Source organism: Aeromonas sp. FDAARGOS 1405 (genome assembly GCF_019048265.1).
GTDB lineage: Bacteria > Pseudomonadota > Gammaproteobacteria > Enterobacterales > Aeromonadaceae > Aeromonas > Aeromonas veronii_A.
On sequence record NZ_CP077311.1, the window covers coordinates 1,973,351 to 1,992,363 of the forward strand.

Sequence of the window (19,013 nt, forward strand, 5' to 3'; positions counted from 1 at the left end):
GACAACAGAACAACAAAAAAGAGCACCTCGGCGCTCTTTTTTGTTGTTCTGGAGCTAGCCATCAGGGCTGGCTATGTTCCAGATGCTCGCTCAGCAATTGTTCCAGCTCGCGGTGGAGCAGCTCTTCGTCGCCGACGTTGAGCTCGATCATCCGCTTGAGGTGGGTGGCGCTGTCGATATCGATGTGGTGGCAGTAGAACCCCAGCTTCTTGCTGGCTTCATGGGTCAGCTCGACCTGCATCTTGATCTCGATATCGCTGCCACTCAGGACAAAACTGAGCTGGTACTCCTTGTTGTCACGGCTCTCCCAGTCGTCTGGGCGGATCAGCAGGGCTCCCTGCAAGGAGATGTCGACAAGCTGAGTTTGCCACTTGTGCTCCCCCTGGGTGAGGTCGGCCGTGGTCAAATAGAGGATCCGTGCAAAACGGCGGCGCTCAGACATGATCATCTCCTAGTTTGCAATCTGCTGGACACAAGGAATCATTGCACTGAGTGTAATGCACCTTGGCTGCCAGTAGCTTGAACTTGCTCCAAAAATAGCGATCAGGCTTGCTGGGCACTGAGAAACTCCACCACATGGAGTGCCTTTACCAGACGATCTTCCTGTTTGAAGCGATCTTCCAGTACCGGGCCCAATTCGTTGAGGTCATCATCAAGCAGTAGCAGTTGGGCCTCATCGGCATCGCTGTATTTGTCATTGAATTCGAGGGCAAACTCGGTAGTAGCACGAATATGGGGGTAAATCCGTTTGGCGAGTTCCAGTGTTTCACCACTGGCCTGTTCGAAAGCGGTGACGACGTGGTGGTAGATCTCGAAATGGCCCGCGCTGACATAGTCGACCAAGCGGTCGCAGAAGTGCTGCAACTCTTCCTGTTTGGGCAGGCTGCGCTGTTTGGTTCGAGCCGGGGTGAGGCCCGCCAGTCGCATATATTCAACCAGCAACGCCTGTCGGGCGTCCAGCCAGTCATCGATTGCCTTATGCTTGCCTGCCAGCGCCTGCTTGGTCTGTTCCAGTTTTGTCAACATAATCCCTCCATGGGGCAAAGGCTTGGCGTTTGATAGGGCTTCCGAGCCGTTTGAGCGGTGACACTACCTATAACTATGGAAAATCTGACCAAGCGTCAATAGGCTTGCCGGGATATTGTTAAGCGGGGAAGAAATAAGCGGACGGTGGAGCTTGCCGCAAGCAGGTTTCGGGCCCGCTCGCTCTTCTGCTGGCACGGAATGTGATTATTTCCGCAGATCTTGATGAAAACCCCAGCGTTTAACCCGTATGCCTCGATAAAGGCTTTGCCTGTGCGTTTTTTTTTGCATAGAGTGACCCAGCGCTAAATGCCCGATCATAAAGGAAATGTTATGAACAAAGCTCAACTTGTCGATGCGATTGCCGCCAAAGCAGATCTGAGCAAAGCTCAGGCCAAAGTGGCTCTGGAAGAGATCATCAATGGTATTACCCAGAGCTTGAAAGAAGGCGATGCTGTGCAACTGGTCGGTTTTGGCACCTTCAAGGTCACCCACCGTGCAGCCCGCACCGGTCGTAACCCGCAAACTGGTAAAGAGATCCAGATTGCTGCTGCCAACGTGCCTTCATTTGTGGCTGGCAAGGCACTGAAAGACGCCGTCAAGTAAGTCCGAAAGTCTGTTTTGTCCAATGCCAGTCAGCTTGCTGACTGGCATTGTTTTTATGGGGTTTTCCCATCCTTCCGGTTAGCGCTCCCTTGCTTTTCCTGTTGTACCAGTTCCTTTGTCAACCTTGTTGAGTCTGAGGCCTTATGCCGTCTGCGGAGTGGATGGCAGCGGCCAGATCCGCTCATAGGCCCAGGTAAAGAGCATGATGTAGACGAGATAGAAGGCGACGAAGCCGAGATCCAGCATCAGGGCGTCCCATACATCCAAATCGAGCCAGAACATGACGCAGGGTAGGGAGAGCATCATAAAGCTCGCCTCATAGCCAAACGCGTGCAGGAAGCGGTCCAGTGGTTGCTTGTTGGTGCGCCCGCAAAGTTTGAGCAACCCCTTGTCGAACAACAGGTTCCAGCCATAGGTCTAGGCGGTGGCGACGATGGAGAAGAAGATGGCCAGCGAACCGACCTCGGCGACGCCCTGACCGAACAGCTGGCTGATCAGGGGGGCGACCAGTGCCAGCCCGATGCCTTCGTAGAGCACCAGATAGCGAAGTCGATCAGGGGTGGTGCGTAGTTGGGTACTACTCATGGGTGATGTGCCTCCTGTGGGAGGCGCATTCTAATCAGGGAGTGGTTAAAAGAGAAGCATCGGCCCGTCATGACTGATGTTGAGGGGCATGATTATGCCCCCTCATTTGCGATACTTCTCTATTGCCAATTTGGGCGTTAGCCCTGAGTGGTCAAGTCTGCGACTCAGGCGTCGGTTGGCGTGACCCGGGTCAGCATGGCAAAGCCCTCTTCCACTTGGGTGAGCTGTACCTTGACCTCTCCCAACTCGGCGAGCGAGGCAACATGGGTGCCACCACAGGGAATGGTCACCTCATGGCCTTCCAGCATGCAGTGCCAGTAACGGGAATCGATGATCGCCTCGCCAGCACGGCTGCGGCGGATTTCTCCTCCGGCTGCAATCCAGTCGGCCAGCTGCTGGTTGACCTTCTCTTCAATCAGCGCCAGATCTGCTAGCAGAGCCTCGCTGTTGACCCCTTTCTTGCGCAGGCTCTTGCCGATTCGGTACTGCTCTCGCGAACCGCAAGGCTCGACCCGCGAGCTTTGAATAGCAAGACGATCGAAGTCAGGCTGGCTCAGTGCATCGCGCTCGCTTACCTCCTTGCGCCAGTAGGAGATGAGTACCCGGTTGAGGGCCATCGCGGCCAGATGGCAGCCGCTATGGCCCAGACTCAGGGCGTGGCGGGCCGCTCTATCGACCTGCAACTCGACCCGACTGCCGACAGGCAAGTTGTGCTCGCCCGCCAAGGGGTGTACCACCACGAACTGCCATCCCTCTGCCCCCCGTTTTACCGGAATATCGGCGTCGACGAACAGCTCGCCATCCGGGCTGATAGCCCCCATCCGGCAAGGGCCAATGGCGGCTTCGCCCCCTTCCCAGCGAGCATGGCCCACGTCCCCCGGCTGATCGGGCCAGAGGTGGCTCTGTGGATGAAAGGGGGTGAGGTCGGTGACCAGCAGCGTGGTTTCACCGCGCTGGCAGCAGACCACGCTGGCCTGCTCCTGATGATGGCCCAGCACGAAGCTGACTCGGGTATGTTCCATGGCAAGGCTCCCGCAACGATAGATGAGAAGAGAAAGCGGCAGCATACGCCAAAGTGCGAAGAGGCTCATTAACCAGTGTTAATGAGCCTCCTGTTTGGTGACTGGTTGCTAGATCATGGCAACCAGCAGATAGGCGTTGAGGCCAATCACCAACGCAACGATAAGGCGGCCGATGGCTTGTGTGACCGGATGGTTGCGATGTTGCCCCATCAGCGCCCGATCGCCGGTCAGCATCAACAGCGGGATCAGGGCCAGCGCGATGCCAAAGCTCAGGATCACCTGACTCAACACCAGAATTTCGGTGGTGTTGAGCCCCATGGCGATTACCACGAAGGCGGGAGCCATGGTGATGGCGCGACGCTGCCAGAGTGGGATGGTAAAGCGGACAAAGCCCTGCATAACCACTTGCCCGGCCAGGGTGCCCACCACGGTAGAGCTGATGCCGGAGGCGACCAGCGAGAGGCCAAACAGGGTGGCTGCTGCCTGACCCAGCAGCGGAGTGAGGGTCTGATAAGCGGATTCCAGCTCCGCTACCTGCTGGTGGCCCGAGCTGTGGAACGCGGCGGCCGCCATCGCCATCATCGCCAGATTGACGAAGCCGGCGATAGTCATGGCAATCGCCACATCGACCTGGGTGGTGTGCAGCCGCTGGCTGACCGAGCCCTGATCCTGGGTGTGCTGGGTCAGCGCCGAGTGCAGGTAGATAACATGGGGCATCACGGTGGCACCGAGCACACCGGCGGCCAGATAGACGGCATCGCTGTTGGGCAGACCGGGGAAGAGGGCGCCCTCCAGCAGGCTGGGCAGATGGGGGCGGGAGAAGATCAGCTCGACGATGTAGGCCGCCGCGACGAACAGCAACAGACTACCGACCACGAACTCCAGTGGTTTCTGACCACGGGATTGCAACATCAGGATCCCCCAGGTCACCACGGCGGTGATACAGGCTCCTTCAAGCAAGGTCACGCCAAGCAGCAGCTTGAAGCCGACGGCGGCGCCGATAAATTCGGCCAGATCGGTGGCCATGGCGATGATCTCTGCCTGCACCCAGTAGGCCCAGACCGCCGGTTTTGGCAGTCGGTCACGGATATGTTCCGCCAGATTCTTGCCGGTGACGATGCCGAGCTTGGCCGAGAGGGTCTGCACCACCATGGCCATCAGGTTGGCCCATACCACCACCCAGAGCAACTGGTAGCCAAAGGTAGAGCCCGCCTGAATATTGGTGGCGAAGTTGCCCGGGTCGATATAGCCGATGGCGGCGATAAAGGCTGGCCCGAGCAGGGTTAGTTTGAATTTGCGGGCTGGAATCGTAGTTGTCAGTGCGGGTTGCATGGCATCACCCTCCATAAGGATATGGAGAGAGAATAGATCCAAATGATAATCATTATCAATTGTTGTTTCTGATGATTTCCATCGGGAAAAACATTTAAGGCAGTCAGTTGCAGTGAGGGATGTGATTTCGTACAATACGCCGCCCTAGAAAAGCAGCGACTAAACACCTTTATGTTCCTTGCCTCCGAGGTCTGGCTGCACCTGGGCGGAGGCTGAATTAATCCGTAAGGAGCTAAAATGCGTCATTACGAAATCGTCTTCATGGTTCATCCGGACCAGAGCGAGCAAGTTCCCGGCATGATCGAGCGTTACACCGGCGCCATCACCACCTCCGGTGGTACCATTCATCGCCTGGAAGATTGGGGCCGTCGTCAGCTGGCTTACCCGATCGACAAACTGCACAAAGCCCACTACGTTCTGATGAACGTAGAAGCAGAGCAAGCCGTTATCGATGAGCTGGAAACCAACTTCCGCTTCAACGATGCCGTTATCCGCAACATGATCATGCGCACCAAGCACGCCGTGACTGAAGTTTCTCCGATGGCCAAGGCCAAAGAAGAGCGCTTCACCCGTCGTGACGACGAGCGCCGCGAAGAAGCTACTGAAGCTGCTTCCGAAGAGTAATTCTGGATCACTGACTAGAGGATAAAGGCCATGGCACGTTATTTCCGTCGTCGTAAGTTCTGCCGCTTCACCGCCGAGAACGTTACCGAGATCGACTACAAAGATATCGTTACTCTGAAAAACTACATCACTGAATCTGGCAAGATCGTACCGAGCCGTATCACCGGTACCCGCGCCAAGTATCAGCGTCAGCTGGCACGCGCCATCAAGCGTGCTCGTTACCTGGCTCTGCTGCCGTACACCGATCTGCACAACAAGTAAGAATCGGCCCGGCACTTAAGCCTAACTCAACGAAATTTATAGAGGAAAGGTAATGCAAGTTATCCTGCTCGACAAAATCGCCAAACTGGGCGGTCTGGGTGACCAAGTTTCCGTGAAATCTGGTTATGCCCGTAACTACCTGATCCCGCAAGGCAAAGCTGTTATGGCCACCAAGGCCAACATCGAAGCTTTCGGTGCTCGTCGCGCTGAGCTGGAAGCCAAACTGGCTGCCAACAAAGCTGCTGCTGAAGAGCGTGCTGCCAAGCTGGCCGAACTGGCTACCGTGGTTATCGCTTCCAAGTCTGGTGACGAAGGCAAGCTGTTCGGTTCCATCGGTACCCGTGACGTGGCTGAAGCCATCACTGCTGCCGGCGTAGCCGTTGCCAAGAGCGAAGTCCGCATGGGCAACGTTCTGCGTAACACCGGTGACTACGAAGTTGCTGTTCAGCTGCACGCTGACGTTAAAGCAACCGTACAGATCCAGGTTGTTGCCCTGTAATAGCGATTCGCTTTTGCAGAGAAAACCCGCGCACTTGCGCGGGTTTTTTATTTTCCGGCCCGGGGGTAGAGTGAAGGTCTGTTCCACTGGAGGAGATCCCTATGGCTTGGGTAGAAGGTCGCGTCATCGAACGCATCGAATGGACACCCACCCTGTTCTCCCTGCGGGTAGCGGCCGAGCTGGCCCCTTACAAGGCAGGCCAATTCACCAAGCTGGCCCTCGAGCAGGGCGATCGCCGCATTCAGCGCGCCTACTCCTTCGTCAATCCCCCCTCTGCGCCATACCACGAGTTCTATCTGGTCGAGATCCCGAGCGGTGAGCTGACTCCCTCGCTCGGCTCGCTGCAAGCGGGCGATACCTTGCTGGTGCAATCCCAGGCCACCGGCTTTCTGACGCTGGATGAGGTGCCCGCCGGGCGCGATCTCTGGCTGCTCTCGACCGGTACTGCTATCGGCCCCTTCCTCTCCATGCTGGCCGATGGGGAAGCCTTCAACCGCTTCGACAATCTGGTGCTGGTGCACGGGGTACGTAAAGGCGAGGAGCTGAGTTATCAGGATTTGATTGCGAGCTTTGCCGAGCAATATGGCGAGCGCTTCCGCTATGTCCCCTTTGTCAGTCGCGAGCCCTGGCCCGATGCAATGGCAGGGCGGATCCCGGCGGCGATTGCCAATGGTCAGCTGCAGGATCGAGTGGGGTTGGAGTTCTCCCCCGAGCTGAGTCAGGTGCTGATCTGCGGCAATCCGGAGATGGTGAAAGAGACCCAGCAGACCTTGCTGGCGCAGGGGTTGGCCAAGAATCTGCGGCGGGCGCCTGGCAATATCAGTGCGGAGAATTATTGGTAAAACAATCAGCACAGGGGCGCAAGGCCCCTGCTGCATAAGCAAAGGCGGCAGTCAGTTTTTCTTGCCGTTACCCTTGTTTTTATCCTTCTGTTTGTCGTGACCTTGTCCCGGGTTATTGCCGCTGTGGATGCTGCGGTTGTAGTGATCCCGGTACTTGCCATCCATCTTGTCGCAGTTGAGTTTGATCCGGCTGTCGCCAATGCCAAGATCCAGACAGTTGTCCTGCCACCAGTCGTACTCCTTGTCATCCCAGTCGAGATTGATCTTGATGTCATCACCGGAGATCTTGATGCCATCGCTATTTTTGCTTGGCGGTGCCGCAACCGCGATGCCGTGCGCCATGAGCAGGGAAAGCAGCAGGGCGCCGCGCCGGATAACGGGGTTGTGTTTAGCTTGGGTCATCGCAAGGGTACTCCTGTTGTTACTGGTCGCTCTGCGAGTTGGCTGGGAGCTGGTTGGTTTTCGGTGGCTGGTTGCGATTCTCTTCATCTTCCAGATTGAATTTGACCGCCTTGCAGTCGACGGAGGAGGTCTCCCCGATATCCAGAGTGAGGCAGTCGTTCTGGGTCCAGCCGAACTGTTTGTCATCCCAGTCCAGATTGAATTTAAGCTCATCGACGGAAAATTCGGTGCCACCGCTCTCTGGATATTGCTGTGTCGCAGCGGCGCCGCCGGTAACCAGAAGAAGGGAGAGTAGCAAGGTGGTCGTACTGTTCATGATGGCCTCGGATAATTGCAACGGTGGATGAGTGTACGGATCTGGGCTGAACCCGGGCGGAATCACACCTCATCTCACCAGATGATCAAGTCAGGGAGGAATTGTATCGCTTTTCTGCTGCCGATTTGTCCGTTTTGGTCGCACTCTGGGCAGCTGGTTGCCAATCTGAAGGAATTCAGTCATTTGCCCTTCTCTGTGCGAGTCTGGCGACTATAATCGGCAGCCAACTTTTCCTGCACAGCACCCCCCTTCATCATGACCACACAGGACTCCTCCACATTGCGCTACCCCAAGGGGTGGTTTGCTCTGACGACGGTATACAGTTTCACCGGGTTGGCTATTCTGGCCTCCATTATCTTCTCCCTGCTGCTGTTCCTCTCCATCGATGACAACCCGCTGATGAAGTGGCTGTTCGGCGGCTTGGCCATCATCTTCGAGCTGGGCAAGTTTTATGTCTGGTACGAGTACGGCGAGCGCAAGGCGCGGCGGGATCTGAGTGGCGCTTTCTGGTCGCTGTTGTTCTACAGCGTGCTGGCGGCCATCTCCATCGGCGGTAGTATTGGTGGCATCAACAGCGCCACCAATACGGTACTGAGCCAGCAGGCGCGCCACGAACGGGAACTGGCCCGTTTCGACGAGCAGATCGCCAGCATCGAGCGGCAGATCCAGCTCAACGAGGAGGCGGCCCGCAAATATATCGAGCTGGAGCGGATCTCCAGTGGCGTCTCCTCGTTGCAGCACGCCAATACCAAGCTGCGCTTGCAGCAGGATGAGCTGCGTCAGCAGCGCGATGCCAAGCCGGTCAACGAACAATCCTCCATGTTGGGGCTGATGAGCAGTCTGGCGGACGGGGTGGGGATGAGCATCAGTCAGGTGCAGTTCCTGCTGGTCTGCTTCCTCTCGGTGTTGCTCGACGTGTTCGGCGCCTTTTTCGTCAGTCTGATCGGCGAGGAAAACCGCTTTCGCCGGATGTGGCGCTGGCAGCAGGAGCAAGCTCGCAGAGAGGCGCAGGCAGCGTTGGCGATGGCTGCCCAGCCCGAGCCCATCATGCCCCCCGAGCCCGCCCCCGAGGTGCTGGCGCAGGTGCGCGGTGCGCTGGTGAGCGGTGAGCTCAAGTGCAGCAAGCGCTCGGTGGCACAGGCGTTGTCACTCTCGCTGGAGGAGGTGGATCGAGTGTTCCACCATCTGCTGTCGCAAGGGGTGTTGGGGCAGGGGAGCAATCGCCACTACTACCTCAATCCGGCGCTGGAGCAGCAAGCCGGATAGTGAGAAGGCCACCGAAACTCGGTGGCCTTTTTCGTTATCGAGTGGCTGTGGCACTCAGTGAGTCAGCACCATCATCAGGCTGAGGAAGGCGGCCAGTCCGCCACCGATGCCGATGATCCAGTAAAACCCCTTGGCCCCCTGTTTGAGCGGGATGCGGAAGTAGAGCAGAAATGCCCACCACCCCAGTGCCAGCAACAGAGGAATAAGAAACATTCGAGCCATGGTGTCCTCGCTGTTATTCTGTTGACCCTTGATCAATCAACAGGATGGATTGTGCAATGACGCAACTACAGATTACCGCATTCGGTGACCCCTCGGTACTCAAGCTCAACCCTTCCCTCGATAAGGTGCCAGCCGATGGCGAAGTGCGGGTGCGCATCTGCTTTGCGGGGGTGAACCCCATCGATGCCAAAACTCGCGCCGGTCTTGGCTGGGCGGCGGCCCAGAACAAGGACAAGCTGCCCTGGACACCGGGTTATGACGTCTCCGGCGTGGTAGAGAAGGTGGGCCCCGGCGTGACCTCGCTGGTCGAGGGGGATCGGGTGTGCGGCATGGTCGGTTTTCCCCTTACCGCAGGTGGCTACGGGGAGTCTGTGGTGGCAAGCGAGAGCGAGCTGGTCAAGCTCGACGGGGTGAGCCTGCAGCAGGGGGCGGTGCTGCCGTTGGCCGGTCTCACCGCCTGGCAGGGGCTGCTTGAGCACGGCGGCCTCCAGAGCGGTCAGCGGGTCTTGATCCTTGCCGGTGCCGGTGGTGTCGGCCATCTGGCGGTGCAGTTTGCCAGCGCCTATGGCGCCGAGGTGGTGGCTACCGCCAGCCCCGACAACCATGGCTTCCTGCACGCTCTGGGGGCGCGCTGGATGGTGGATTACCACGACGCAAACTGGCCAGCAGCTGTGGTGGCAGAGGCCGGCCAGGTCGATCTGGTGCTGGATCTGGTAGGCGGCGAGAGCGGCAAGGCGGCGTTGGCCTGTGTCAAGCCGGGTGGCCGCTTGGTGACTGTGCCCACCATTACCGCCCAGCAGATCAAGGATGCTGGGGCTGCGGCGGGTATCGAGGTGGTCGGCATGCTGGTTCACCCCGACCAGAAGCAGCTGGGTCAGATGTTGATGCTGCTGCGTCAGGGGGAGGTGAAGGTCACCCTCGCCGGTGAATTCCCCCTGGCCGAGGGGGCGCTGGCCCATCAGGCCATCGAAGGGGGCCATGTACGCGGCAAGCTGCTGCTGCGGATGCCTGCGGCCGACGGCTATCCCGGATGAGCGAGATGATGGAGATGGCACATGGTGTGGCTGTTATTGAGCGCCTCGCGTCCTTGCCTGGGGGGTGGGGACGCGCATCATGAATGAGTTAATGGAGATGGGGCTGGGGTGGCTCTTTTTGAGCGCCTTTACCTCAGCCACTCTGTTGCCCGGCAGCTCGGAAGTGCTGCTGGGGGCCATGGCGGCGAAAGGGGAGTGGAGCATGGCGAGCCTGCTGCTGTGGGCGACGCTCGGCAACACCCTCGGCTCCATGACCACCTGGTGGCTTGGCTGGCTCGCCACCTTCAAGAAAAAACCGGAAGATTTTCAAGGCCGTGGGGAACAAAAAGCCTTAGGCTGGCTCAAACAACATGGTCACTGGTGTCTGCTGCTTGCCTGGACGCCGGTGGTCGGTGATGGTCTCTGTCTGTTGGCCGGTTGGCTGCGCCTCTCCTTCTGGCGCTCTCTCATTTTGATCGGGCTCGGCAAATTGTTCCGTTATGCCCTGGTTTTTCTGCTGGCCAGTCACATTTTCTAGCCTGTTTTTGTCACTCACGAGGTCACTGTGAACAAAGTCATACCTTTAACGATTCTGCTGGGCTTCACCCTGCCGGTGCTGGCGGCACCGACCCTGATCGCCGAACAGGGCAAGGAGGAGGGCAAGCTCGCCATCCCCTATCAGATGTACAAGCTGGACAACGGCCTGACTGTGATCCTGGCCCCCGACCGCTCCGATCCGCTGGTGCACCTCGATGTGACTTATCACGTCGGCTCATCCCGCGAGACGGTCGGCAAGTCCGGTTTTGCCCACTTCTTCGAACACATGATGTTCCAGGGCTCGAAACACGTTGGTGATCAGGAGCATATGCGGATCATCAACGAAGCCGGTGGCGACATGAACGGCACCACCAACAAGGATCGCACCAACTACTACGAGACCGTGCCTGCCAACCAGCTGGAAAAAGTGCTCTGGCTGGAGGCGGACCGGATGGGCTTCCTGCTCGATGCGGTGAGCCAGAAGAAGTTCGAGATCCAGCGCGCCACCGTCAAGAACGAGCGGGCCCAGCGGGTCGATAACCAGCCGTACGGGCTGGTGAGCGAGAAGGTGGGGGAGGCGCTCTATCCGCGTACTCACCCCTACTCCTGGCAGCCTATCGGTTACGTGGAAGATCTCGACCGGGTCGATGTGAACGACCTCAAGCAGTTCTTCCTGCGTTGGTATGGTCCCAACAACGCCACCCTGACTCTGGGCGGCGACTTTGACAGCAAGCAGGCTCTCGAGTGGATCGAGAAGTACTTCGGCTCCATCCCGCGCGGCCCGGACGTGGCCGAGCCGACGCCAAAGCCGGTGACCCTGCCCGAGACCCGCTACGTGACGCTACAGGACAAGGTACACCTGCCGCTGCTCTATATCAGCTACCCCACCGTCTCTCTTGGCGATCCGCAGGAGCCGGCACTCGACATGTTTGCCGACGTACTCGGCGGTTCCGCTAGCTCCATGCTCTACCAGTCGCTGGTGAAAACCGGCAAGGCGATCGATGTGGGGGCGTCCCACTATTGCGAAGAGCTGGCCTGTACCCTGACCGTCTACGCCTATCCCAACCCGTCGCAGGATGGCAGCCTCAAGACCCTCAAGGGGGAGGTGGACAAGGTGATCGGCGAGTTCGCCCAGCGCGGCCTCAAGCCGGAAGATCTGGAGAAGGCGATCGCCAAGTACCGCGCCTCCGCCATCTGGGGTCTGGACAGCGTCTCCGGCAAGGTGAGCCAGCTCGCCATGGGTCAGGTGTTTGCCCAGGATCCCAACTATGTGTTCAAGACTCTCGATGCCATCGGCAAGGTGACACCTGAGCAGGTGAAGGCCGCCTACGACAAGTTCATCGCCGGCAAGCCGGCGGTGGTGCTGAGCGTGGTGCCCAAGGGCAAGACCGAGTGGCAGGTTGCCACCCCGAACTTTACCCCCGCCAAGCGCGAGCTGCCGGATTACAGCAAGCATGACGAGGCGCTGGCCGAACGACCGGTAAAAGACAATTTCGATCGCAGCGTGCAACCCAAGGCGAGCGAGGCGGTGAGCGTCAAGGTGCCCGCCATCTGGCACGGCAAGCTCGACAAGAACATCGAGATCATCGGCACCAAGAGTGACGAGATCCCCGCCGTCTCCATCATGATTGCCCTGCCGGGCGGCATTCGTGCCGAAGATAAGGGGCAACTTGGGCTGGCCAATCTGACTGCCGCCATGATGGGGCAGGGCACGGTGCGCCTGACCGAGGCTCAGCTGAGCGACGAGCTGCAAAAGCTGGGCTCAAGCATTGATGTCTCCAGCGCCCAGTACAACAACCTCATCACCGTCAGCTCGCTGGCGGACAAGTTGCCCCAGACCATGGCGCTGGTGCGCGAGGTGCTGGAGCGCCCGGGCATGCGGGAGGCGGACTTCGAGCGGGTCAAGGCGCAGCTGCTGCAAGGGATGCAACAGGCCCAGCAGCAGCCCGAGTGGCTGGCCGGGCAGGCGTTCCGCGGACTGGTCTACGGCAAGCAGAACCGCCTCGGGCAACCTACCGACGGGGTACCGGCCGATGTGGCCAAGCTGACCCTGGCGGACGTGAAGCACTTCTATCAGGCCTACTACAACCCCACCAACGCCAAAGTGGTTGTGGTCGGTGATGTGGACCAGAAGCAGATCGAGGAGCAACTTGGCTTCCTGACCGAGTGGAAGGGGGCAACGCCAACCCTGGGGGATCTCAAGCTCAAGGGTGAGCAGGCCAAGCCGGGCATCTATCTGGTCGACAAGCCGGGGGCGCCCCAGTCGGTGATCCGCATCGGTCGTCGCGCCATGCCGTTTGATACCACGGGGGATTACTTCACCGCTGGGCTGATGAACTTCAACCTGGGTGGTAACTTCAACAGCCGCATCAATCTCAACCTGCGGGAAGACAAGGGCTACACCTACGGCGCCAGCTCGGGCTTCTCCGCCAACCGCGAGGTGGGCACCTTCGCCACCGGTGCCAATGTGCGGGCCGATGCAACCGTGGATGCCATCCGCCAGTTCCTCAAGGAGATGGACAACTACCGCAAGAGCGGCCCGACACCGGTGGAGCTGGCCTATATGCGCAGCGCGGTCTCCCAGCAGGATGCCCTCTCTTACGAGACCTTGGGCCAGAAGGCGGGCTTCCTGCTGCAGATGGTGATGTATGACCTGAAACCGGACTATGTGCAGGCCCAGAACAACCTGATCAAGACGGTGTCTCCCGAGGCGCTGAAGGCCAGTGCCGCCCGTTGGCTCAATCCGGCCGATATGGTGATCGTGGTGGTGGGAGACAAGCAAAAGCTTGAAAAACCCCTGAAGGAGCTTCATCTTCCCATCTATCCGCTGCAGTTGCCGTAACTGACGCTTTATAAAAATCAAGAGCCGCCCCGGATGGGGCGGCCTCACATGAGCCGTGAATATGACTACAACAAGCTTGTCGCTCACCGAGTTGCTGAATGCGTTGGGATCACCGGAGCGCCTGACCGCGCTCAAGGGGATCCGGCGCGGGATCGAACGTGAATGCCTGCGCATCACGCCGGATGGCCGACTCGCCCAGAGTGACCATCCCCGGGAGCTGGGCTCGGCCCTGACCCATCCCAATATCACCACCGACTACTCGGAGAGCCTGCTGGAGTTCATCACCCCGGCCACCGACTCCATCGATAGCCTGATGGAGCAGCTCGGCGATATCCATCACCATGTGATTCAGAATCTGGGTGACGAGCGGATTTGGCCGCTCTCCATGCCCTGCTTCGTCGGTGGGGAAGAGAGCATCCGGCTGGCCCAGTACGGCAGCTCCAATATCGGCAAAATGAAGACCCTCTACCGTCAGGGTTTGAAGAACCGCTACGGCAGCCTGATGCAGGTGATCGCTGGGGTGCACTTCAACTTCTCCATGCCCGACAGCTTCTGGAGCGAGTGGCAGGATCTGGAGTGCGTCGGTTGTTGCAGCCAGCGCTTTATCTCCGACAAGTACATGGGGCTTATTCGCAACGTCTACCGCTTCGGCTGGCTAGTGCCCTATCTGTTTGGCGCCTCCCCTGCCATCTGCGAATCCTTCCTCAAAGGGCGCAAGAGCAACCTGCCGTTCGAGAAGACCGGCAAGGGTACCCTCTATCTGCCTTACGCCACCGCGCTGCGTCTCTCTGATCTTGGCTATACCAACAGCGCCCAGGCTGGGCTCAAGATCAGCCACGACAATCTGCCGGCCTATGTCAGCAGTCTGCGCCGCGCCATCAACACCCACAATCCCGACTTTGCCAAGATCGGGGTCAAGGTGGATGGGGAGTATCGTCAGCTTAACGACAACGTGTTGCAGCTGGAGAATGAGCTCTACGCCCCAATCCGCCCCAAGCGCACCCCGCGCAGCGGCGAGAAGCCCTCGGATGCGCTGGATCAGCGCGGCATCGAATACATCGAGCTGCGCACCGTAGACGTCAACCCCTTCACCCCGCTCGGCATCGATGCGGATCAGATCCGCTTCTTCGACCTGTTCCTGGTCTGGTGCCTGCTGCGCCCCTCTCCGGTGCTGAGTGACGAGGAGATTGCCCGCAACCGCCGCAACCAGAACAAGGTGGTGCTGGAGGGACGTCGTCCCGGCCTCGAGCTGGAGGACGAGCAGGGTCATGCCATCGGCCTCAAAGAGTACGGCCTCAAACTGTTCGACGAGCTGGCTCAGGTGGCCGACCTGCTGGATCGCTGCTGCGGCCGCAACCGCTATCGCGAGACGCTGGCGATGCATCGCGAGAAGCTGCTCAACCCCGAGCTCACCTACTCCGCCCGCATGCTCAAGGAGCTGCTGGAGAGTGGCAAGGACAACGGCTGCTACGGCGACAAGCTGGCGACCCGCTATCGCGAGGAGCTGCTGGCAGGGGAGCTGCAGTACTGGGATGAGGCCTACTTTGCCGGTGAGGCGAAGGATTCCCTGGCCAAGCAACGGGAGCGCGAGCGCAGCGACAGCCTGTCGTTCGATGACTTCCTGGCCGACTACTTCGGTACCAGTACCACCACGGCCTGAGGCGGGTTCGTACCAACCAAAGTGCCAACAAAAAGCCGCTCGAGTGAGCGGCTTTTTTATTTCTCTTGTCCCGTCCTGAATATGGTTTACACCTTTCCTCCCAATAAATGGAGAACCGGATGGGACAAGGTGTGAAACGGACACAGCGCGATTACTCGCTGACTTTTAAACTGGCGCTGGTCGAGCAGATTGAAAAAGGCGAGCTCACCTACAAACAGGCTCAGGTGCGTTATGGCATTCAGGGCCGCTCCACCGTTCTGGTATGGTTGCGTAAACATGGTCGGCAAGATTGGAGCCAGGGGGCTTCTGTTCGTGCCGGCAGGAGCATCACCATGCCAGACCCCGACAACCAGACGCCCGAGCAGCGTATCAAGGAACTCGAGCAACAGCTGGCGCTGATGAGTCAGAAAGCCCAGTTCTTTGAGGCCGTCGTCGATGTACTGAAGAATGACTACGGCGTCTCTATCGTAAAAAAGCGACCCGGCAAGTCCTCTCGCAGCGGCAAGTCGAGAGGCTGACCATTGTCAGGGCTTGCCTGTTTCTGGGGATAAGCCGGCAGGCTTACTACAAGCGCAATCGGGTCGCCGACGAGCGCCATGCACAGGGCTTGCAGGTGGTGCGCTTCGTGCGTCAGGTTCGACTGCGACAACCTCGGGTGGGCACTCGCAAGCTGCATTATCTGCTGCAGGGTCAGGATGATGGCGGGCTCAAGGTCGGGCGGGACAGGCTGTTTCGGATATTGGCCGAGCACCGCCTGCTGGTGCAGCTTAAGCGGGCGTATCACAAGACCACCCACAGTTTTCACCGTTTCTACCGTCATCCCAACTTGCTCAAAGCGGGACCAGAGCAGGTTACGCCGGTGGCCCCGGAGCAGGTCTGGGTCGCTGATATCACCTATCTGCCAGCCAGGAGCGGGCCGCTGTACCTGAGCCTGGTGACGGATGCCTACTCACGCAAGATAGTGGGCCATCACGTGCACGAAGGGATGCACGCGGAGTCGGTGGCGATGGCGTTCAAGAAAGCGCTGAAGCAACGGTGTGGCAGCGGGGAGCTAATCCATCACTCAGACCGTGGCGTGCAGTATTGCTCGGGACTGTATCAGTCATTACATGAACGGTACGGGGTGAAATGCTCGATGACGGATGGGTATGACTGTTATCAGAATGCGTTGGCGGAGCGGGTGAACGGGATTTTGAAAGGAGAGTTATTGTTGCAAAGCCCGCAGGATTTGGCGCAAGCGCGGGAGATGGTGCGTGAAGCAGTAGATATTTACAACGCGGAGCGGCCGCATCATGCGTTGAAATACAGAACCCCCGATGCGGTACATAGGGGGTTCTGAGTAGGGAAATGCTAGTTGAACATGTGTAAACCTATTTCAGGACTAGACATCTGAACCTGAGCGATATCAGACGTGGTTATACATCGCCTCTATTTCGCTCTGGTATTTTGCCTCGATGATCTTGCGGCGCAGCTTCATGGTGGGGGTCAGCTCACCCAGCTCCATGGAGAAGGCGCTCGGCAGCAGGGTGAACTTCTTCACCTGCTCGAACTTAGCCAGCTCTTTTTGCAAGTCGGCGATGCGGGCTTCGAAGAACTCCATCACCCGGGAGTGGCGCAGCAGCTCGGTCTTGCACTGGTATTGCAGGTTGATGGAGCGGGCGTACTCCTCCAGCGACTCGAAGCAGGGGACGATCAGCGCCGAGACGAAGTGGCGGGCATCGGCGACGATGGCGATCTGCTCGATAAAGCGATCCTTGCCGATGGTTCCTTCCACCAGCTGCGGTGCCACGTACTTGCCGTTGGAGGTCTTCATCAGCTCCTTGAGGCGCTCGGTGAAGTAGATATTGCCCTGGCTGTCGAGCTCACCGGCATCGCCAGTACGCAGGAAGCCATCCTCGGTCATCACTTCAGCGGTCGCGTCCGGCTTGTTGTAGTAGCCGCGCATCACGGTCGGGGAGCGCACCAGCAGTTCGTTGTTCTCACCCAGCTTCACCTCGATGCCGTTCAGTGCCGTGCCGATGGAGCCGAGCTTGAACTGGCTGTCTTCGTAGCAGCAGACGGTAGCTGTGGTCTCGGTCATGCCGTAGCCGTACTTGAGGTTGAGCCCCATCGCCTGGAAGAAGAGGTTCACATCGTCGGCCAGGCGGGCGCCCGCCACCGGCAGGAAGCGGGTGCGGCCGCCAAAACGGGCGCGTAGCTTGCGAAACACCAGTCGCTCGGCGAGCCAGAGCTGGCCGTAGAGCAGCGGGGAAGCGGACTTGCCAGCCTGACGGGTGGCAACCATTTGCTTGCCGACCTTGGTCGCCCAGCCAAACAGGGCGCGGCGCAGAGCCGGAGCCTGGGCAACCCGGGCCTGGATCATGGCGTAGGCCTTCTCGTAGAGGCGCGGCACAGCGCACATCACGGTCGGCTGCACTTCGCCAATCACATCCATCACCTTCTGCGGATCGCGGATATAGACGTTCTCGGCACCGCAGTAGAGCACGTAGTAGCTCCAGGCCCGCTCAAACACGTGGCTGAGCGGCAGCATGCAGAGCGACACATCCTGCTGATTGAGGTCGAGGCGGCTGTTGTGCATCTCGAAACAGGCGGCGATGTTGCTGAAGTCGAGCATGACCCCCTTGGGCTCGCCTGTGGTGCCGGAGGTGTAGATCAGGGTCAGCAGATCATCCATCCGGTACTGGGTTTCCCGTACTCGCAGTTCCTGCTCGCTGGGCTGATGGTTGCCGGAGACCAGAAATGTCTGGAAGTGGCTCGCCTGCTTGCAGCCGCGCAGATTGACGTTGCCATCGAGAGCGACGATCTGACGAATTTCGCCGTTTTGCAGCAGGGTCAGCGCCTGATCGAACTGGGGTTGTTCGCCAACGAACAGTACCTTGATGCCGGCATCTTTGACGATGTAGCGCAGCTGATCGAGTGTGCTGGTGGGGTAGATAGGGACGCTGACGCCGCGGGCGGCAAGGATGCCGAGATCGGCCTGGGTCCACTCCGGCATGTTGCGGGCATAGATGCCGACCATTTCGGTTGGCTGGTGGCCGGCACGGATCAGCGCCTGTGCGCAGTAGTCCATGGCCTGGCCCAGAGTACGCCAGCCGATGGCGCGCCACTGGCCATCTTGCTGAACCCGCAGGGCAGCCTTGTTGCCAAGCTGGGCAATACGTTCACGCATCAGTCGAACCAGATGAAGCTTCGGCATCAGTTAAACATCCTTTAATTACAGTTGTACGCCCGCGAGGGCACTAAAAATCGGGCTAGAGTTTAAACTCCAATATTACGGCTTACAAGTGTTCGCTGTTTGTCTTGGATCACAAAGAGCGCAAATAGCTCTCCCTTTGCGCAGACTGGCCGATACTGCTAGGAGGCAGAGAGAGGGTTAACGATATGAATCTGTGGGTGAAAGGGGCGTTGGCCGCGGTCGGGCTGATGGTGGTGGGGGGCGCTGCGTTTTGGTTCTTTGCCGGAACGTCATCACAGGGGCCCGCCAATCCCTGGTATCAGGGGGCCGAGGGGTATCAGCAGGCGCAGCAACAGGCGCTGGCACTGGGCTATCCGCTGCTCTATGTGCTGGAGACCCCCAAGTGCCGCCGCTGCAGCGATCTGGAGAAAAAATTCTGGCAGAGCAAGGAGATGGCTGGTCCGCTTGCCCGGCTGGTCAAGGTGCGGCTCAACCCGGGCAAGGGGGATGGCAGCGAGCAGATCCTGCGCCGTTTTCCCAAGGTCGCCACACCGCCTGGCATCTATATCCAGCAGCCGGGTCAACCCCTTAAACCGATCAAGATAGTGGTGGATATACAGCAGATCTGGATGCCCGGGAAAACCTGGCAGCGGGGCTTCTATATGCCGCTTTCTGCCGCCGGATTCGAGGCGGTGGTTCATACCACTCTCGCCTTGCAGGATCCGACGCTGGACAATGCCCCCCTCGATTGAAGAGGGCAAGGTGCCTGAGTGCGATGAACAGGCA

22 protein-coding genes are annotated in these 19,013 nt (G+C 59.0%); 12 read left to right on the plus strand and 10 right to left on the minus strand.

Annotated elements, in window-relative coordinates; all coding sequences use genetic code 11:
• Positions 1–61: 61 nt before the first annotated feature.
• Positions 62–442 carry a PilZ domain-containing protein gene (locus I6L35_RS09345; protein ID WP_216980102.1) on the minus strand — a complete coding sequence of 127 codons (381 nt, stop codon included), beginning with the start codon at positions 440–442 and terminating at the stop codon, positions 62–64.
• 101 nt (positions 443–543) lie between these two features.
• Positions 544–1,026 (minus strand): sigma D regulator, encoded by a 483-nt coding sequence (rsd, locus tag I6L35_RS09350; RefSeq protein WP_216980103.1) that lies wholly within the window; start codon positions 1,024–1,026, stop codon positions 544–546.
• A gap of 330 nt (positions 1,027–1,356) precedes the next feature.
• On the opposite strand from rsd, the gene hupA reads away from it, so the two are divergent.
• A complete protein-coding gene (hupA, locus tag I6L35_RS09355) occupies positions 1,357–1,629 on the plus strand; it encodes a nucleoid-associated protein HU-alpha (protein WP_216980104.1) in 273 nt (90 codons plus the stop codon).
• A 141-nt stretch (positions 1,630–1,770) separates the two neighbouring features.
• Here hupA and I6L35_RS21095 read toward each other — a convergent pair whose 3' ends face one another.
• The 4 genes from I6L35_RS21095 to I6L35_RS09370 form a co-directional block, all read right to left on the minus strand.
• The gene (locus tag I6L35_RS21095) at positions 1,771–2,028 is read right to left on the minus strand and encodes a chlorhexidine efflux transporter (protein ID WP_254204548.1); all 258 of its coding nucleotides are present in this window, start codon (positions 2,026–2,028) and stop codon (positions 1,771–1,773) included.
• Positions 2,029–2,046: 18 nt separating this feature from the next.
• Positions 2,047–2,214 (minus strand): chlorhexidine efflux transporter, encoded by a 168-nt coding sequence (locus I6L35_RS21100; RefSeq protein WP_254204549.1) that lies wholly within the window; start codon positions 2,212–2,214, stop codon positions 2,047–2,049.
• A 164-nt stretch (positions 2,215–2,378) separates the two neighbouring features.
• Positions 2,379–3,236, minus strand: coding sequence for a hypothetical protein (locus I6L35_RS09365; RefSeq protein WP_216980105.1), 858 nt, complete (start codon positions 3,234–3,236; stop codon positions 2,379–2,381).
• A gap of 108 nt (positions 3,237–3,344) precedes the next feature.
• Positions 3,345–4,568 (minus strand): Nramp family divalent metal transporter, encoded by a 1,224-nt coding sequence (locus tag I6L35_RS09370; RefSeq protein ID WP_216980106.1) that lies wholly within the window; start codon positions 4,566–4,568, stop codon positions 3,345–3,347.
• A 237-nt stretch (positions 4,569–4,805) separates the two neighbouring features.
• Between I6L35_RS09370 and rpsF the strand changes: the two genes are divergently transcribed.
• The 4 genes from rpsF to I6L35_RS09390 all read left to right on the plus strand — a co-directional run bounded on the left by rpsF (position 4,806) and on the right by I6L35_RS09390 (position 6,794).
• Positions 4,806–5,192, plus strand: a complete 387-nt coding sequence (gene rpsF, locus I6L35_RS09375; protein WP_005308887.1) for a 30S ribosomal protein S6 — start codon at positions 4,806–4,808, stop codon at positions 5,190–5,192.
• Between the two features lie 30 nt (positions 5,193–5,222).
• Positions 5,223–5,453 carry a 30S ribosomal protein S18 gene (rpsR, locus tag I6L35_RS09380; RefSeq protein WP_005308890.1) on the plus strand — a complete coding sequence of 77 codons (231 nt, stop codon included), beginning with the start codon at positions 5,223–5,225 and terminating at the stop codon, positions 5,451–5,453.
• A 52-nt stretch (positions 5,454–5,505) separates the two neighbouring features.
• Entirely contained in the window at positions 5,506–5,952 is a 447-nt protein-coding gene (gene rplI / locus I6L35_RS09385) for a 50S ribosomal protein L9 (RefSeq protein ID WP_005340490.1), read from the plus strand.
• Between the two features lie 101 nt (positions 5,953–6,053).
• Entirely contained in the window at positions 6,054–6,794 is a 741-nt protein-coding gene (locus I6L35_RS09390) for a ferredoxin--NADP reductase (protein ID WP_216952875.1), read from the plus strand.
• Between the two features lie 51 nt (positions 6,795–6,845).
• Here I6L35_RS09390 and I6L35_RS09395 read toward each other — a convergent pair whose 3' ends face one another.
• Together I6L35_RS09395 and I6L35_RS09400 are read right to left on the minus strand one after the other, a co-directional pair.
• The gene (locus I6L35_RS09395; protein WP_042053367.1) at positions 6,846–7,196 is read right to left on the minus strand and encodes a hypothetical protein; all 351 of its coding nucleotides are present in this window, start codon (positions 7,194–7,196) and stop codon (positions 6,846–6,848) included.
• Positions 7,197–7,215: 19 nt separating this feature from the next.
• Positions 7,216–7,512: a hypothetical protein gene (locus I6L35_RS09400; protein WP_216980107.1), complete on the minus strand. Its 297-nt coding sequence runs from the start codon at positions 7,510–7,512 to the stop codon at positions 7,216–7,218.
• A gap of 255 nt (positions 7,513–7,767) precedes the next feature.
• On the opposite strand from I6L35_RS09400, the gene I6L35_RS09405 reads away from it, so the two are divergent.
• Positions 7,768–8,778, plus strand: coding sequence for a Preprotein translocase subunit SecY (locus I6L35_RS09405; protein ID WP_139408451.1), 1,011 nt, complete (start codon positions 7,768–7,770; stop codon positions 8,776–8,778).
• A 54-nt stretch (positions 8,779–8,832) separates the two neighbouring features.
• Here I6L35_RS09405 and I6L35_RS09410 read toward each other — a convergent pair whose 3' ends face one another.
• On the minus strand, positions 8,833–9,000 hold the full coding sequence (locus I6L35_RS09410) for a hypothetical protein (protein WP_005308905.1): 168 nt from the start codon (positions 8,998–9,000) through the stop codon (positions 8,833–8,835).
• A gap of 56 nt (positions 9,001–9,056) precedes the next feature.
• Here I6L35_RS09410 and I6L35_RS09415 point away from each other — a divergent pair, with 56 nt between their 5' ends.
• The 5 genes from I6L35_RS09415 (at position 9,057) to I6L35_RS09435 (ending at position 16,391) form a co-directional block, all read left to right on the plus strand.
• Positions 9,057–10,034, plus strand: coding sequence for an NADP-dependent oxidoreductase (locus tag I6L35_RS09415; protein ID WP_216980108.1), 978 nt, complete (start codon positions 9,057–9,059; stop codon positions 10,032–10,034).
• Positions 10,035–10,113: 79 nt separating this feature from the next.
• Positions 10,114–10,551, plus strand: a complete 438-nt coding sequence (locus I6L35_RS09420; RefSeq protein WP_101531118.1) for a YqaA family protein — start codon at positions 10,114–10,116, stop codon at positions 10,549–10,551.
• A gap of 27 nt (positions 10,552–10,578) precedes the next feature.
• Entirely contained in the window at positions 10,579–13,392 is a 2,814-nt protein-coding gene (locus I6L35_RS09425) for a pitrilysin family protein (RefSeq protein ID WP_216980109.1), read from the plus strand.
• A 61-nt stretch (positions 13,393–13,453) separates the two neighbouring features.
• Positions 13,454–15,052, plus strand: a complete 1,599-nt coding sequence (gene gshA, locus I6L35_RS09430) for a glutamate--cysteine ligase (protein ID WP_216980110.1) — start codon at positions 13,454–13,456, stop codon at positions 15,050–15,052.
• A gap of 119 nt (positions 15,053–15,171) precedes the next feature.
• Positions 15,172–16,391, plus strand: a protein-coding gene (locus tag I6L35_RS09435; protein WP_216978836.1) for an IS3 family transposase whose coding sequence is annotated in 2 segments (ribosomal slippage) — positions 15,172–15,520 and positions 15,520–16,391 — 1,221 coding nt in all. Because the reading frame shifts where the segments join, the coding sequence is not laid out codon by codon here.
• A gap of 66 nt (positions 16,392–16,457) precedes the next feature.
• Here the strand turns inward: I6L35_RS09435 and I6L35_RS09440 are convergent.
• Positions 16,458–18,248, minus strand: coding sequence for a long-chain fatty acid--CoA ligase (locus I6L35_RS09440; RefSeq protein ID WP_216980111.1), 1,791 nt, complete (start codon positions 18,246–18,248; stop codon positions 16,458–16,460).
• A gap of 185 nt (positions 18,249–18,433) precedes the next feature.
• Between I6L35_RS09440 and I6L35_RS09445 the strand changes: the two genes are divergently transcribed.
• Positions 18,434–18,979: a hypothetical protein gene (locus I6L35_RS09445; RefSeq protein ID WP_216980112.1), complete on the plus strand. Its 546-nt coding sequence runs from the start codon at positions 18,434–18,436 to the stop codon at positions 18,977–18,979.
• Positions 18,980–19,013 lie beyond the last annotated feature (34 nt).

What these genes read in the sequence shown, in the direction of transcription:
- I6L35_RS09440 (WP_216980111.1), bottom strand. Translation starts at nt 18,248, where the DNA reads ATGCCGAAGCTTCATCTGGTTCGACTGATGCGTGAACGTATTGCCCAG.
- I6L35_RS21100 (WP_254204549.1), bottom strand. Translation starts at nt 2,214, where the DNA reads ATGAGTAGTACCCAACTACGCACCACCCCTGATCGACTTCGCTATCTG.
- I6L35_RS09415 (WP_216980108.1), top strand. Translation starts at nt 9,057, where the DNA reads ATGACGCAACTACAGATTACCGCATTCGGTGACCCCTCGGTACTCAAG.
- I6L35_RS09410 (WP_005308905.1), bottom strand. Translation starts at nt 9,000, where the DNA reads ATGGCTCGAATGTTTCTTATTCCTCTGTTGCTGGCACTGGGGTGGTGG.
- I6L35_RS09395 (WP_042053367.1), bottom strand. Translation starts at nt 7,196, where the DNA reads ATGACCCAAGCTAAACACAACCCCGTTATCCGGCGCGGCGCCCTGCTG.
- I6L35_RS09365 (WP_216980105.1), bottom strand. Translation starts at nt 3,236, where the DNA reads ATGGAACATACCCGAGTCAGCTTCGTGCTGGGCCATCATCAGGAGCAG.
- I6L35_RS09345 (WP_216980102.1), bottom strand. Translation starts at nt 442, where the DNA reads ATGTCTGAGCGCCGCCGTTTTGCACGGATCCTCTATTTGACCACGGCC.
- I6L35_RS09445 (WP_216980112.1), top strand. Translation starts at nt 18,434, where the DNA reads ATGAATCTGTGGGTGAAAGGGGCGTTGGCCGCGGTCGGGCTGATGGTG.
- rpsF (WP_005308887.1), top strand. Translation starts at nt 4,806, where the DNA reads ATGCGTCATTACGAAATCGTCTTCATGGTTCATCCGGACCAGAGCGAG.
- rsd (WP_216980103.1), bottom strand. Translation starts at nt 1,026, where the DNA reads ATGTTGACAAAACTGGAACAGACCAAGCAGGCGCTGGCAGGCAAGCAT.
- rplI (WP_005340490.1), top strand. Translation starts at nt 5,506, where the DNA reads ATGCAAGTTATCCTGCTCGACAAAATCGCCAAACTGGGCGGTCTGGGT.
- I6L35_RS09370 (WP_216980106.1), bottom strand. Translation starts at nt 4,568, where the DNA reads ATGCAACCCGCACTGACAACTACGATTCCAGCCCGCAAATTCAAACTA.
- I6L35_RS09420 (WP_101531118.1), top strand. Translation starts at nt 10,114, where the DNA reads ATGAATGAGTTAATGGAGATGGGGCTGGGGTGGCTCTTTTTGAGCGCC.
- I6L35_RS09405 (WP_139408451.1), top strand. Translation starts at nt 7,768, where the DNA reads ATGACCACACAGGACTCCTCCACATTGCGCTACCCCAAGGGGTGGTTT.
- I6L35_RS09400 (WP_216980107.1), bottom strand. Translation starts at nt 7,512, where the DNA reads ATGAACAGTACGACCACCTTGCTACTCTCCCTTCTTCTGGTTACCGGC.
- rpsR (WP_005308890.1), top strand. Translation starts at nt 5,223, where the DNA reads ATGGCACGTTATTTCCGTCGTCGTAAGTTCTGCCGCTTCACCGCCGAG.
- gshA (WP_216980110.1), top strand. Translation starts at nt 13,454, where the DNA reads ATGACTACAACAAGCTTGTCGCTCACCGAGTTGCTGAATGCGTTGGGA.
- I6L35_RS09390 (WP_216952875.1), top strand. Translation starts at nt 6,054, where the DNA reads ATGGCTTGGGTAGAAGGTCGCGTCATCGAACGCATCGAATGGACACCC.
- hupA (WP_216980104.1), top strand. Translation starts at nt 1,357, where the DNA reads ATGAACAAAGCTCAACTTGTCGATGCGATTGCCGCCAAAGCAGATCTG.